This window comes from Devosia faecipullorum (assembly GCF_015158295.1).
Taxonomy (GTDB): domain Bacteria; phylum Pseudomonadota; class Alphaproteobacteria; order Rhizobiales; family Devosiaceae; genus Devosia; species Devosia faecipullorum.
Genome location: NZ_JACDXV010000003.1, coordinates 61163 through 74217, shown reverse-complemented (window position 1 = coordinate 74217; position 13055 = coordinate 61163). Strand labels below are relative to the sequence as shown.

The following is a 13055-nucleotide window of genomic DNA, read 5'->3' as shown; positions in this document are numbered from 1 at the left end:
TCCCCGGTTTCATAATTTCCTCCAAAACCCTCATCCCTTGACGGTCCGACATCAGGTGATGCGGGGCCGTGCAGGCAGAGTAAAGACACTTTGCCATGAATTAGTCAATAAGACTTTCTAACTGTATACATTTAAGGAATATGGCTTTCGCGGGCGCGTTGGTTTAGGGATTGTCCCGGAAAATGCGGAGCCGGCCCATATGCTGAACGGGATAGAAACTGCTGATGGTTTGAGGCTGGAGCGGCGCAAGAGCCTTGCGGAGCAGATTTCGGACACCTTGGTGGAAGCAATCGGTCTTGGGATGATCAAGCCGGGAGCTCGTGTCGTCGAAACGGAGATCGCGGCGCGATTTGAAGTCAGCCGTGTGCCGGTGCGCGAGGCGCTGAAAATCCTTTCCACTCAGGGGATCTTGGAGGGCGAGTCGCATCGCGGCCTTTATGTGATGGCTGTCGATGATGTCGCCATCGAGCAGATCTGCAGCGCGCGGCTCGCGGTCGAGTCCTTGGCCATCGACGCCATTGTATCATCGCCGGAGCGCCTGGCTGAACTGGACGCCGCGCTGACCATGCGGATCGGGGCGCTGGAGGCCGAGATTGCCCGCAAAGACCTGATTGCCATCAATCGAGAGGATTTGGCATTCCACTCGGAAATTTGCCTCCTGTCGGGCAACAAGATCGCCTGGACCTTGTGGCAGGCGATCTCCCGCCATGTTCGAATCGTGTTCGGTCGCGAAATTCTGAGCGAGAAGGCCATCGTGACCATGGTGGCCGAGCATCAGGCGCTCAAGGCCGCGATTCTGTCCGCCGACCGCGAGGTGATCTACCCAACCCTGCGCCAGCACATCTTCAGGAAGGTTTCGGACATCGGCTGAAGATGGCGCGGCGAAGCACGGTGCTCGGACCCGAAATGGCGCCGCGACCTCCAGCCTGACGGCTTTCCGCCTCCCCTGAAATGCAAAGCGGACCTCCTAGGGCCCTTTGCAATTAATGACTTGGGGGCCTTTGGCAACTGGAACGGCCGACGGGATTCAGGCCCGTGACGCCAGCCTTGGCAAGGCAGAAATTGTGCCGTTATTGTAATCCATTAGCGTTCGATTCGGTGCGCTGGAATGCCTCCGAATTCATGTTTTGCACGACGCTGGATTTCTGAAGTTTTCGAGCCTGGCGGGGGGCAGGTCGAGCGCTTGCCTGCCTCATCAAAATTCGTGAACTGGGCCCCTTGTGGAACCGAAGGCGTGTGGTGAGGGCGTCGTCCTTCTGAGGGGGGGCGTACAGGATTGCAGTGCAAGGCTTGCTCTGGTCCAAAAATACCAATTTCGAAAATATCTTGACATGGAATGTTCGATATACGAAGTTTATAACGCAGCTGGATATGAGAATGGAACATATTTCCCCACTCGGAGAAACTGAGCAGCAGATCGTTCTTCTTCTGCAGGAAGATGGACGAATGGCCACGTCGGAAATGGCGCGGCGGATCGGGGTGAGCGAACCCACGGTTCGGCGGAAGTTGTCGCATCTGCTTGAGAGCGGCACGGTTCACATCCGGGCTGTGTCCAACCCGGTGGCTCTCGGCTTTGAGGCGTCAGCCATTATCGGCGTCGATGTGATGCGTGACCACATAAATCACGTTGCCGAGGTGCTGAAGCAATTCTCCTTTGTCGAGAGCGTTGCGGTGACCACCGGCCCATATGATCTCATGTTCCAGGCTTGCTTCAAGAATCTACGGGAACTCTATGATTTCATCCTCGTCGAACTGGCGAGTGTTGAGGGGATCGAGGATTCGCACTCCTTCATGATCCTCAAGCATGAAAAGTATGGGGGGCCTGTGGGCGTCGCAAAGCGTAGTGGCGGGCCCAATATTGAGCCTGCCGATAATGTCGGTGATGATTGATCCCGACCAGGAGTGTAGATTGCCTGCCTTTACTTCCCAGGAAATGAACCGTCGTATCTCTGGCCTGCGCAAGAAGCTTGCCGAGAACAATATCGACGTTGCCTTCCTCTCCAGCGCCGACAACGTGTTCTACATGTCCGGCGTGCCGCTGCTGTCAGAATGGGGGCGCCCGATGTGGGCCATCCTCCCGGCCGCCGGCAAGAGTGCTGTTTGCGGCGCGGCCATCGAGCGCGAAAACATGGAACTGCACTCCTCGTTTGACGACGTGCTCGTCTATAACGACGACGAGAACGTGGTGAAGGCCAGCCTCAAGCTGTGCTCGGACTTCATTTCGGGGTCGATTTCGCCCAAGGCCCGCATCGGCATTGAGGCTGAAGTCATTCCGCTCGGCATCTATCGCGCCCTGCAGGAGCGTTTCCCGGGAGCCGAATTCGTTGAAGTCGGCGATCTGGTTGGCGAACTGCGCCTGGTGAAGTCGAACGAGGAACTGCACCTGCTCGAAGTCGGCGCCACCCTGGCCAAGATCGGGGCGGACGCCTTCCTCAATGCTTTGCATGAAGGTGTGACCGAGCTTGCCGTGGCTGCCCATGCTCTGGCTGAAGTCGAGAAGGCCATGGGCGCCATCTCGTTCAACGGCCTCACCAGCAGCTACGTCTATGCCCAGTTCGGCGAAAACACGATGATTCCGCACTTGCACCCGACCAGCCGTCGGCTCAGGCGCGGCGATATCGTCTCGCTGAACATCTTCCCGGTTCTCTGGGGCTATTGCGCCGAACTCGAGCGCACCTTCGTCTATGGCGGCGCCACCAAGGAGCAGCAGCGTCCGCTCGACGCCGTCAACGAATCCTTCGATCTGGGCAAGCAGCTTCTCATGCCCGGCGCCGTCATGTCGGAAGTTGACGCGGCCTGTACCGAAGTCTTGCGCAAATACGACCTGGCCCAGTATGTGCGGCACGGCACCGGCCACGCGCATGGCATCATGATCGGCGCCGCCAGTCGCGAAGACAAGGGTGAGCTGCGTCCCTACAACAAGACCAAGCTCCTCCCGAACATGGCCAACTCGGTCGAGCCGGGCGTCTATATTCCCGGCCTCGGCGGATTCCGTCACTCCGACGTATTGATCGTCACCGAGACCGGCTCGCGCACGATCACCGACTTCCCGCGCGATATCCTGATCGGCTAAGAGGTCCGAGGGCTCGCCAGTGGCGGGCCCTTTTTCTATTCGGATTCGTCCTTGACCGCTTCCATCGACACATGCGTCGAAGTGTTTGAAACATGCGGCAGCGCCGAGATCTTCTCCCCCAGCACTTCCCGATAGGCGGCGATGTCCTTGGTCCGCACCTTGAGCAGATAGTCAAAACTCGAGGCGATCATATGCGCCTGCTCCACCTCGGGCAGTTCCCGCACAGCCCTGTTGAACGCGTCCAGTGCCGCCTTGCGGGTATCGCTCAGCCGGACTTCGACAAAGGCCACGTGCGGCAGGCCCAATCGATGCGGATCGACCACGGCGCGGTAGCCCAGAATGTAGCCTTCTTCCTCGAGCCGCTTGATGCGGTTCTGGCAGGGAGTCTTGGACAAATTCACCTTGCGGCTGAGTTCGGTGACACTGATGCGGCCGTCCCGACGCAGCTCATCAAGGATGCGTTCGTCCATCTCATCCAAACGGCCTAATTTTGATGACATTGCGTGATTTGCTCTCAGTTTTTCGACAGAGTTCAGGCTATTTCTCTAGCAGATAGGTCAAGTTAAGGGAAATCAACTATTTCGTTTCTGGTACATCAGCGGGGCAAAACCGTTGAGCTCTCTCTCCATGAATCAAGATCGCGCGCGTTCCGAAATCCACTCCCTTCTCTATGCGGATGAAACCAGCCTGGTCAGGCAATTGATCAGCGACGCGGGCTTCACCGAGGACGAGCGCCAGTCCATTGCCAGTCGTGCCGCAGACCTCGTCAACGAGGTCCGCGCTGAGAGCAAGCTCGGTCTGATGGAGAGCTTTCTCTCCGAATATGGCCTCGACAGCGACGAAGGCGTCGCCCTGATGTCGTTGGCCGAAGCGCTGTTGCGCGTCCCCGACGCCGAAACTGTCGACGCCCTGATCCATGACAAGGTTGCCGGCGCCGACTGGGCCAGCCACTTTGGCGGTTCCGAAAATGCGCTGGTCAACTTCTCGTCCTGGGCGCTCAATCTCACGGCCGACGTTCTGGGTGAGCCGGAAGTCGGTCCGAAAAATGCCCTGCATCGCGCCGTCGCGCGCCTTGGCGAGCCGGTCATCCGCACCGCTGTCGCGCATGCCATGCGCATCCTGGGCAGTCAGTTCGTCTTTGGCCGCAGCATCGACGAGGCCATCAGGAATGCCAGGAAGCCGGAAAGCCTTGGCTATCGCTATTCCTACGACATGCTGGGCGAAGCTGCCCGCACCGAAGCCGATGCGAAGCGCTATTTCGACGCCTATCTGCATGCCATCAACAGCCTCGCCCCCCATTGTCAGAGCAAGGCGGTCCGCGACAATCCCGGCATTTCGGTCAAGCTCAGCGCCCTCCATCCACGCTATGAAGTGGGCCAGCGTGATCGGGTGATGACCGAGTTGGTCGACGCAACCCGCAAGCTCGCCATCGCGGCAGCGCAAGCCAATATGGGCTTCAACATCGACGCCGAGGAAGTCGAGCGCCTCGACCTGTCCCTCGACATTATCGAAGCCGTGCTGGCATCGCCGGAGCTTGAAGGCTGGAGCGGTTTCGGCATCGTGGTTCAGGCCTATGGCAAGCGCGTCCTGCCGTTGATCGACTGGCTCGACGCAATGGCAGGCACGCTCAAGCGCAAGATCATGGTCCGCCTGGTCAAGGGGGCCTATTGGGACGCCGAAATCAAGCGGGCCCAGGTCTTGGGCCTGCCAGCCTATTCCGTCTATACGCGCAAGTCGTCGACCGACATCAGCTATATGGCGGCGGCCCGCAAACTGTTCGCGGCCGGGAACATCTATCCCCAGTTCGCCAGCCATAACGCGCATACGGCAACGACAGTGCTTTATCTGGCCGAACAGGCCGGGCGCGGCAAGGACACGTTCGAGCTGCAGCGTCTGCATGGCATGGGCGAGCAGCTCCACGAAACCCTGCGCCGACGCCATGGCGTCACCACCCGCATTTACGCGCCGGTCGGCCCGCACAAGGACCTGCTGGCCTACCTGGTGCGCCGTTTGCTCGAGAATGGGGCAAATGGTTCGTTTGTCTATCAGATTGCCGACAAGAACGTTCCGGCAGAAGCCGTTGCCGAAGACCCCATCGCCAAGACCCTGGCGCTGGGCGACAACATTCCAAATCCGGCCATTCCGGCCCCGCTTGCCCTGTTCGGCGATCGCCGCAATTCGCTGGGTCTTGACGTGGCCGACCCGATCACCTTTGGCGCCGCCAGCGATCGCCGCGACACCCACCGGACCCATCGCTGGGAGGCCGCGCCGATAACCGTCATGCCGCAGGCGGGAGGACGGCCTGAACCTGTGATCAATCCGGCTGACCATAGCGACATTGTCGGGCAGGTGATTCAAGCGACACCGGAGACAGTGGCCTCTGCCTTTGCTTCGGCAAAAGCCTCGATGTGGAGCCAGACCCCACAGCCGCGCCGAGCAGAAATCCTACGTCGCGCTGCGGATCTCTATGAGACAAACACCGCCGAACTCCTCGCTCTGCTGGCGCGCGAAGCAGGAAAGTCCTGGCAGGACGCCATCTCGGAAATCCGCGAGGCCGTGGACTTCCTGCGCTATTATGCCGACCAGTCGGCTGGCCTGACCGGGGCAGCCCGCGGACCCTTTATATGCATTTCGCCCTGGAATTTCCCTCTCGCCATTTTCAGCGGGCAAATCGCTGCCGCGCTCGCGGCTGGCAATCCGGTTCTGGCAAAACCGGCACCTCAGACGCCGCTTGTGGCCCATCGCGCCGTCCAATTGCTGCATGAAGCCGGCATTGAGCGGGATGCGCTGCAACTGCTTCCCGGCGGTCCTGAAATTGGCGGCCTGCTCACGTCCAACCCGGCAGTCGCCGGCGTGGCCTTCACCGGCTCGCTCAACACGGCGCGCCGGATCGATCAGGCCATGGCAGACAATGTGTCTCCGGCGGCCCCATTGATCGCCGAAACCGGTGGTCTCAACGCCATGATCGTCGACACGACGGCCCTGACCGAACAGGCCGTGCGCGACGTGCTGGCATCGGCCTTCCAGTCAGCGGGACAGCGCTGTTCGGCGCTGCGTATCCTCTATGTGCAGGACGAGGCCGCCGACAGGACCATCGAGATGATCAAGGGCGCGATGGACGAGCTGCGCCTGGGCAATCCCTGGACGCTCGACAAGGACATCGGGCCGATCATCGACAGGGCCGCACGCGACAAGCTCGCAGCCTATGTCGATGCACGCCGGGCAAATGTGCTGCATCAGCTCGCGGCGCCTGAAGCGGGAACCTTCTTTGCCCCCACTGTGCTCAAGGTGAACGGCATCGAAGACATGCCGGAAGAAATCTTCGGTCCCGTCCTGCATGTCGCCACCTTCCGGGCCGCAGACCTTGAGGCGGTGATCGAGAAGATCAATGCCAGCGGCTATGGTCTGACCTTCGGCATGCATACTCGTATCTCCTCGCGCGTTCGCAAGGTGTCGACAGCTGTTCACGCCGGCAATATCTACATCAATCGCAACCAGATCGGCGCCGTGGTGGGATCCCAACCCTTTGGCGGGGAAGGCCTCTCGGGCACTGGTCCCAAGGCAGGCGGACCTCGCTATCTGCCGCGCTTCACCACGCAAAGCGCGCCGCTGTCGACCGGTGATCTGGCTCTTCCCGGACCGACCGGGGAAAGCAACATTCTGTCCGTGGTGGCGCGCGGTCCGCTGCTCTGCCTCGGTCCCGCGCCGGCTGACATCCTGGCCCAGAAGGCCATGGCGGAAAAAGCTGGTGTTGCCGGGATCACCGCGAGCACGTCAGACATCGCCGCGCTGGAAACGCTGACCGGCTTTTCTGCCATAGCCTATTTCGATATGTCCGCACCGGCGGCTGTCGAGATTCGCAAGGCGCTGTCGCGTCGCAGCGGGCCGATCTTGCCGCTTGTCACCGACGCGGGTCAGCTCGATCGCATGATCCATGAGCGCCATGTCTGCATCGACACGACCGCGGCGGGTGGCAATGCTACGCTGATGGTTTCGGCCGCCTGACACCGGCAGGCAGAACAGACCTTCGGGCCGCAGTTCAGATTGGAACTGCGGCCTTTCTGTGCCTGGCGCACTCCGGCAGCTTTGCCGGGGCAAAGAAATGAGCGCATCGCCGGCGGTCGGCGATGCGCCCGGATGGGCCCGTAGCGGGCGCTTTCCAGCCAGTGGCTAATATTGTTTGTTGCGCTCCCGCAGCAGCCCTTGAGCGGCAAACCGCGTCACAAGAATAAGCGTTAGCCCGATAATGGCTTCGCGCATTGCCGCCGACTGCACACCGGTCAGGTTGGGCACCCATTCCATGACGAAGCGACTGCCCTCAAGCAGGACGAGCAGCAGGATCGAGCCCAGGACTGCGCCGAAATTATTGCCGCTACCGCCGATGGTGAGGGCGAGGAAAATGTAGATGGAAATGAGTGGGCGGAAGAGATCCGGCGAGATGTAGGACAGATAGTGGGCATAGACAGCGCCCCCCAGGCCCATCAGCGCCGCGCCGATGACAAAGGCCTGCAACTTGAACATTGTGGCATTCTTGCCGGCGGCCATGGCCACGTCTTCGTCGTCCCGGATGGCTCGCAGCACACGGCCATAGGGGGACTGGACCAGTCTCACGCAGAAGATCAGCGCCGCGATCACGACGATGGTGACGATGCCCAGCGAGATCATGTTATATTCCGTCGGCGTCACCTGACCACGGAACGGCCCTGGAATGCCCGAAATGCCATCCGTGCCCTTGGTCAGCCAGGTTTCGTTGCTGGCCACGAGGCGAACGACCTCGGTGAATCCAAGCGTCACGATGGCAAGATAATCCCCGCGCAGCCGAATGGTAGAAACCGAGACCAGCAGGCCGAACAGCCCGCCAACAATTATCGCCAAAATGGCGCAGGCCCAGATGGGCAGGCCCAGCACGGTCGACCCGATGGCCGCAGCATAAGCGCCGACCGCGAAGAACCCGGCCAGACCGAAATTCGCAATGCCGGTGACGCCCCAGGTCATGTTGAGCCCGAGCGCCAGAAGCGCATAGACCCCGGATGTGGTCAGGATGCCAAGGATGTAGTTTTCCATCGCTGCTGAGCCTTATTTCTTTATTTCGCCGAGGATGCCCTGCGGGCGGAACGACAGCACGATGATGAGCACGAAGAAGCTCACGCCCGAGCGATAGGTTGGCGGGATGAACATGAGCGAAGTTTCGGAGATAACGCCGATGATGATGGCGCCGAGCACCGCACCGGGAATGCTTCCGAGCCCGCCCAGAATGGCAGCGGCGAAGATGGGCAGCATGGTGCGGGTGCCCATCAGAGGGTCGACGCTGGTTTCGGCGGCGATCAGCGCGCCACCCAGACCCGCCAGGCCCATGCCGAGGAACACGGCAAAGCGCCGGATGAAATGGGGATTGATGCCACGAAGCGCGGCCAGGGATGGATTGTCCGCCACAGCACGCATCGCCTTGCCGAGTGTGGTGAACGTCAGGAACGCGAAGACGACCACCATGATCGCCAAGGCGGCGCCGAAATTGATCAGCTGCTGCACGCCGAATCGGATGCCGCCGACAACAGAGTCGCGATAGAGCGGGACGTCAAAGCCACGCAGTTCGTTGCCGAAGCTGAAGCGCATGATGTTTTCGATGATGATGCTCAAGGCGATGGTCACGATGGCCACGGAAAGCGATCCGCGGCCATCGAGGGGTTTGACGGCAACTTCATCGCCGATGACGCCCACCAGTCCCGCCACGAGGAAGGCGATGACATAGGAGGGCACCAGCGGCGCGCCGAACCAGACATTCAGCACGTAGCCGGCATAGGCGCCGACTGCCAGATGGGCTGCCAGGGCGAAAGTGGGAAAGCGCAGTACGGCGAAAATGAGCGTTAGCCCCATCGCTGGCAGCGCCAGAGTGGCTCCATAAAAGATGCCATTTACGATATACTGCAGGAACATTCCCACTCTCGATTATTGGTGCAGATCAGTCGCTTAGGGAGTCTTGTAGACTTCGAATGCGCCGTTCTTGATGACGTCGAAGCGGACGTCGAGCGTGGTGATGTCACCCAGCTCGTTGAAGATCAGCTCGCCGCTGGCGCCGTCGTAATTGATCGACTTGCCTTCGGAGAGAAGCTTGATGCCTTCAACGGCGCTGGCCACTGGCTCACCGTCGCCCTGAGACACGACACGGACATTGTCTCGGATGCCTTCCCCGTCCTGGGTGGCGGCAGCGGCAAGAGCGAGAACGGTCAGTGTTGCGTGGTCGTAGGTCTGGGCCGTGTAGGGGTCGATATAGTCAGCGCCCAGCAGTTTCTTGGCCTCGATGAGGCCAGGAGCGGTTTCCGGGGTCATCGCGCTATAGGTGAAGACACCTTCCAGAACATCCGCCGGGAGCGCCTCCAGGACAGTCTCGTCGATGGTGTAGGAGGGCGACAACGCGCGGCCGGTATAGCCGGCGCGGAACAGGTCGCGAAGCACAACGATGGTGTCCGGAGTGTAGCCGCCAAGGAAGATGAAGTCGGGATTTTCGGCCAGAAGCTGGTCGACTTCGGTACGGTAGCTGGTCTTGTCAGCTTCGTAGATCATCTGGGCAAAGCCGATGCCTGCTGCGTCGGCAACGCCCTTCATCACATTGGCAAGGTCCTGGGCGAACGGGGTCTGGACGCCGAGAAAGGCAATCTTCTGGCCACCTTCATCGACCATGAACTGAGCGTTCTTGGTCTGGACGAGTTCAGTACCCGGCTCGGTGCGCAGCACATAGCCTTGATGCGGCAGCTGGGTGATGGTGTCGGCACCTGAGGTGCACATCAGCATGATCTTGCTTTCCCAGCACAGGGGAGCGACAGCGGTGGTGACCGACGAAGCCCAGGTGCCGAGGATGGCGGAGACGCCATCGACGTCGATCAGCTTGCGCGCGGCGCGAACGGCTGCTTCCGGGTTGGTCTGGTCGTCTTCGCTGACCAGCTGGAGCTGGCGGCCCTTGATTCCGCCGGCTGCGTTCACCGCGTCGATGACGGCTGCGATGGAATCGCGCATGCGGCCACCATAATTGGCGCCGGCACCCGTCATCGGGGTGAGCGAACCGATCTTGATCGGTCCTTCTGACTGAGCGAAGGCCATGCGGGGCAGCATGGCCACTGACAGACCGGCAATGCCGGCCTTGATCAGCGTGCGGCGCTGGATCAGGTTGTTCATAGTGTTCTTCCTTCCTTCCTTTGTTCCCTCTTAGCCGCCAAGGAACTTGCGCTTGACCTCTGGGTCGCTGGCAATTTCCGCAGCGGGTCCGTCGACGGCATTTTTTCCGTCGACGAGGATGTAGGCCCGATCGAGAATTTTCAGGGCCGCAGCGACATTCTGCTCAACGATGGCGATGGTGATGCCCATCTTGTTGATGTCGCGGATGTTCTGGAGGAGTTCGAGTACGGCGATGGGGGAAAGACCAGCCGTCGGCTCATCCAGCAACATGATTTCGGGCTCGACCAAGAGGGCGGTGGCCATAGCCAGCACCTGGCGCTGGCCGCCTGACAGCCCCCGCGCCTTGATGTGCTGGAGACGCCCCAGGTCGGGGAATTTTTCGAGCATCATTTCGATGCGCTGACGCGGACGGCCCTTGTAGAGGAAGGCGCCCATTTCCAGGTTTTCACGCACGGTCAGCGAGGTGAAGACATTGGCTTCCTGCGGAACAAAAACCATGCCGCGGCGCGCAATATTGCGCGGCGACAGCCCGCCGATATTCTCGCCCTTGAGCTCCACCCTGCCCTCGCGCGGGGTGAGCAGGCCGGCGGCCAGCTTGAGCATGGTGGACTTGCCGGCGCCATTGGGGCCGAAAATGCCGACGATCTCGCCCTTGTTGACGGTGAAATCCACGCCCTTGAGGATCATGTCTGCCTGCGAATAGCCGGCGATGGCGGACTTGATGGTCAGAAGGCTCATGCGTCGATGCCCATGTAAACGTCCTGGACACGCGGGTCCGAGATCACCTCGTCGAAGGTGCCCTGCGTCAGCACCTTGCCGTCTGCGAGCACGATGACCGGATTGCAGAGTTTGCCGACCCAGCTCATGTCATGTTCGATGATGACAAAGGTGTAGCCCTCTGCGTTCAGGGCCCGGATCTGCTCGCCGATCTCGTTGCCAAGGGAGGGGTTCACGCCCGCCATGGGTTCGTCGAGCAGGATAAGCCGTGGGTCGGCCATCAGGGCGCGGCCAATTTCGAGGAGCTTCTTTTGCCCGCCCGAGATCTGGGTGGCGAGGTTGTTGAGCACATGGCTGAGGCGAAGCTTTTCGGCAATGCCGCGGGCCTTCTCGACCAGTTCGTCTTCGCGCTGCCGCGCCGCCTTCGTTCCCAGCAGCGCCGGCCAGAATTTTTCGCCCGGCTGGTTGCTGCCATAGACGAGCAGGCTCTCCATGACGGTCAGGTTGGGAAAGCCGCGCGAGATCTGGAAGCTACGCACCATCCCGCGGCGAGCGACCTCGTAAGAGGAACGCCTGGTGATGTCCTCACCCGCAAAACGGATGGAGCCGGAATCGGACGACAACTCGCCAGCAAGCGTGTTGAAAAAGGTGCTCTTGCCGGCACCATTGGGACCAATGATGCCCGTAATAGTGCCTTCCTCGATCGTCAGAGACACACCCTTGAGGACTTCAAGAGCAAAAAAACTCTTCCTGATGTCCGAGACTTCCAGCAATGCAGTCATGTTCTGCCCTTGTTAGACGACCAGCAGTTCGGCCTCGACCGGAACCAGTGCCTTGGCGCCGTTTTCAGTGATCTGAACGGTGTTGGAGCAGCAGACCGCCCCCGCGCCCGGCTTGTAGAGCGCAGGCACCACGTGGAAGACCATGCCCGGCTGAACGACGCGATTGTCATTGGGGCGCAGCTTCATGATGTGATCCTCATCCCAGCTGGGCGAGAAGCCGAGGCCGATGCTGTAGGCAGCGCGGACGGTGAAATAATCGAGGTAGCCCGAGCGTTCAATGGAGTCCCGGACGATCCGGTCGCCCTCGTGCGAGGTCATGCCAGGCCCGAATTTTTCCAGAGCCGCCAACAGGGCATCGCGCGATGCATCATGCAAGCGGCGCAGGTCGTCGTTCGGCTGCCCGATCATGGCGATGCGATAGGTCGGTGCGCAATACTTCTTGTAGACGGCCCCGGTCTCGACCGTGATCAACTCGCCACGATTGATCGGGATATTGGCGTAAGTGCTGTGCGCAAGCGCACTGCGCGGACCGGCAGTGACAAACGGCACGCATGGCAGTGGATCGCTGCCTTCAGCCGCCATGCCGGCAAAAATGTTGAGCGCCAGCTCGGTGTCGGTCTGGCCCTCGACGATCTTGCTGACGGCGCCCTTGATAACGCGAGCGGTCATCTGCGCCGACATTTCGAGCACGTCCAGCTCGGCTGCCGTCTTGACGGCACGCAGCCCTTCGACGATCGGCGAGGCATTGCCGATCTCCAGACCGGAGACGGCGCCGGCCATGGCCAGGATGCCACTATAGGGGATGGTGCGTGCGTCGAGCTCAAATCCCACCCGGGCGCCCGCAGGCACGATCTTGGCCAGAGCCTCGCCGGCCACTGCAAACGTGTCTTCTTCGTCGGCAATGCCACGGGCAATTTCAGACCAGCCCGCAGCAGCGATGAAACTCTGGACATTGCCCATTTCGGTGCGACGGCCGATCCAGAAACCACGGCCATCGCTGCGCAGCACCAAAGACATCAGTCCTAGGATGACCTGAAACGACAGTCCCGCCGTGTAATAATAATTCGGCGCACTGGTAAGCACGATGGCGTCGAGTTTCTGACGCTGCATTTCGGCAAGTATGCGCTCACGACGAGCGGCAAACTCTTCGCCCGGAAAGGGGAGGGCGACAGGAAAAGAGGCAACGTCGGTGGACATGGGCACGCCGTGAGATCGAGTACACTTCATTATCAATTGTAGGAAACTGTCGTCCGGATATATAGCGGCAATTCACTCCCGATCGCCGCATTTTCCACGGAAATGTGACGTATTTC

The 13055-nt window shown here is 60.6% G+C and carries 11 protein-coding genes; 4 read left to right on the top strand and 7 right to left on the bottom strand.

The window, feature by feature from the left end; translation table 11 throughout:
- The first annotated feature begins 199 nt into the window (after positions 1-199).
- The 3 genes from H0482_RS09685 to H0482_RS09675 all read left to right on the top strand — a co-directional run bounded on the left by H0482_RS09685 (position 200) and on the right by H0482_RS09675 (position 3073).
- Positions 200-871, top strand: coding sequence for a GntR family transcriptional regulator (locus H0482_RS09685; protein ID WP_193729853.1), 672 nt, complete (start codon positions 200-202; stop codon positions 869-871).
- Between the two features lie 506 nt (positions 872-1377).
- Complete coding sequence (locus H0482_RS09680; protein ID WP_193729852.1) at positions 1378-1890, top strand: Lrp/AsnC family transcriptional regulator; 513 nt, start codon at positions 1378-1380, stop codon at positions 1888-1890.
- Positions 1891-1909: 19 nt separating this feature from the next.
- Complete coding sequence (locus tag H0482_RS09675; protein WP_193729851.1) at positions 1910-3073, top strand: M24 family metallopeptidase; 1164 nt, start codon at positions 1910-1912, stop codon at positions 3071-3073.
- 35 nt (positions 3074-3108) lie between these two features.
- Here H0482_RS09675 and H0482_RS09670 read toward each other — a convergent pair whose 3' ends face one another.
- Positions 3109-3573 carry an Lrp/AsnC family transcriptional regulator gene (locus H0482_RS09670; RefSeq protein ID WP_193729850.1) on the bottom strand — a complete coding sequence of 155 codons (465 nt, stop codon included), beginning with the start codon at positions 3571-3573 and terminating at the stop codon, positions 3109-3111.
- Between the two features lie 127 nt (positions 3574-3700).
- Here H0482_RS09670 and putA point away from each other — a divergent pair, with 127 nt between their 5' ends.
- Positions 3701-7078: a bifunctional proline dehydrogenase/L-glutamate gamma-semialdehyde dehydrogenase PutA gene (putA, locus tag H0482_RS09665; RefSeq protein WP_193729849.1), complete on the top strand. Its 3378-nt coding sequence runs from the start codon at positions 3701-3703 to the stop codon at positions 7076-7078.
- Positions 7079-7243: 165 nt separating this feature from the next.
- On the opposite strand, the gene H0482_RS09660 is transcribed toward putA, so the two are convergent.
- The 6 genes from H0482_RS09660 to H0482_RS09635 are packed head-to-tail and all read right to left on the bottom strand — an operon-like array spanning position 7244 to position 12939.
- Positions 7244-8137: a branched-chain amino acid ABC transporter permease gene (locus H0482_RS09660; RefSeq protein WP_193729848.1), complete on the bottom strand. Its 894-nt coding sequence runs from the start codon at positions 8135-8137 to the stop codon at positions 7244-7246.
- A gap of 12 nt (positions 8138-8149) precedes the next feature.
- A complete protein-coding gene (locus tag H0482_RS09655) occupies positions 8150-9007 on the bottom strand; it encodes a branched-chain amino acid ABC transporter permease (protein WP_193729847.1) in 858 nt (285 codons plus the stop codon).
- A gap of 33 nt (positions 9008-9040) precedes the next feature.
- Entirely contained in the window at positions 9041-10243 is a 1203-nt protein-coding gene (locus H0482_RS09650; RefSeq protein WP_193729846.1) for an ABC transporter substrate-binding protein, read from the bottom strand.
- 30 nt (positions 10244-10273) lie between these two features.
- The gene (locus H0482_RS09645; protein ID WP_193729845.1) at positions 10274-10981 is read right to left on the bottom strand and encodes an ABC transporter ATP-binding protein; all 708 of its coding nucleotides are present in this window, start codon (positions 10979-10981) and stop codon (positions 10274-10276) included.
- The gene (locus H0482_RS09640) at positions 10978-11742 is read right to left on the bottom strand and encodes an ABC transporter ATP-binding protein (protein ID WP_193729844.1); all 765 of its coding nucleotides are present in this window, start codon (positions 11740-11742) and stop codon (positions 10978-10980) included. Before H0482_RS09640 ends, H0482_RS09645 begins: the two co-directional genes overlap by 4 nt.
- Before the next feature lie 12 nt (positions 11743-11754).
- Positions 11755-12939, bottom strand: a complete 1185-nt coding sequence (locus tag H0482_RS09635) for a M24 family metallopeptidase (RefSeq protein WP_193729843.1) — start codon at positions 12937-12939, stop codon at positions 11755-11757.
- Positions 12940-13055 lie beyond the last annotated feature (116 nt).

What these genes read in the sequence shown, in the direction of transcription:
- H0482_RS09685 (WP_193729853.1), top strand. Translation starts at nt 200, where the DNA reads ATGCTGAACGGGATAGAAACTGCTGATGGTTTGAGGCTGGAGCGGCGC.
- H0482_RS09680 (WP_193729852.1), top strand. Translation starts at nt 1,378, where the DNA reads ATGGAACATATTTCCCCACTCGGAGAAACTGAGCAGCAGATCGTTCTT.
- H0482_RS09670 (WP_193729850.1), bottom strand. Translation starts at nt 3,573, where the DNA reads ATGTCATCAAAATTAGGCCGTTTGGATGAGATGGACGAACGCATCCTT.
- putA (WP_193729849.1), top strand. Translation starts at nt 3,701, where the DNA reads ATGAATCAAGATCGCGCGCGTTCCGAAATCCACTCCCTTCTCTATGCG.
- H0482_RS09660 (WP_193729848.1), bottom strand. Translation starts at nt 8,137, where the DNA reads ATGGAAAACTACATCCTTGGCATCCTGACCACATCCGGGGTCTATGCG.
- H0482_RS09655 (WP_193729847.1), bottom strand. Translation starts at nt 9,007, where the DNA reads ATGTTCCTGCAGTATATCGTAAATGGCATCTTTTATGGAGCCACTCTG.
- H0482_RS09650 (WP_193729846.1), bottom strand. Translation starts at nt 10,243, where the DNA reads ATGAACAACCTGATCCAGCGCCGCACGCTGATCAAGGCCGGCATTGCC.
- H0482_RS09645 (WP_193729845.1), bottom strand. Translation starts at nt 10,981, where the DNA reads ATGAGCCTTCTGACCATCAAGTCCGCCATCGCCGGCTATTCGCAGGCA.
- H0482_RS09640 (WP_193729844.1), bottom strand. Translation starts at nt 11,742, where the DNA reads ATGACTGCATTGCTGGAAGTCTCGGACATCAGGAAGAGTTTTTTTGCT.
- H0482_RS09635 (WP_193729843.1), bottom strand. Translation starts at nt 12,939, where the DNA reads ATGTCCACCGACGTTGCCTCTTTTCCTGTCGCCCTCCCCTTTCCGGGC.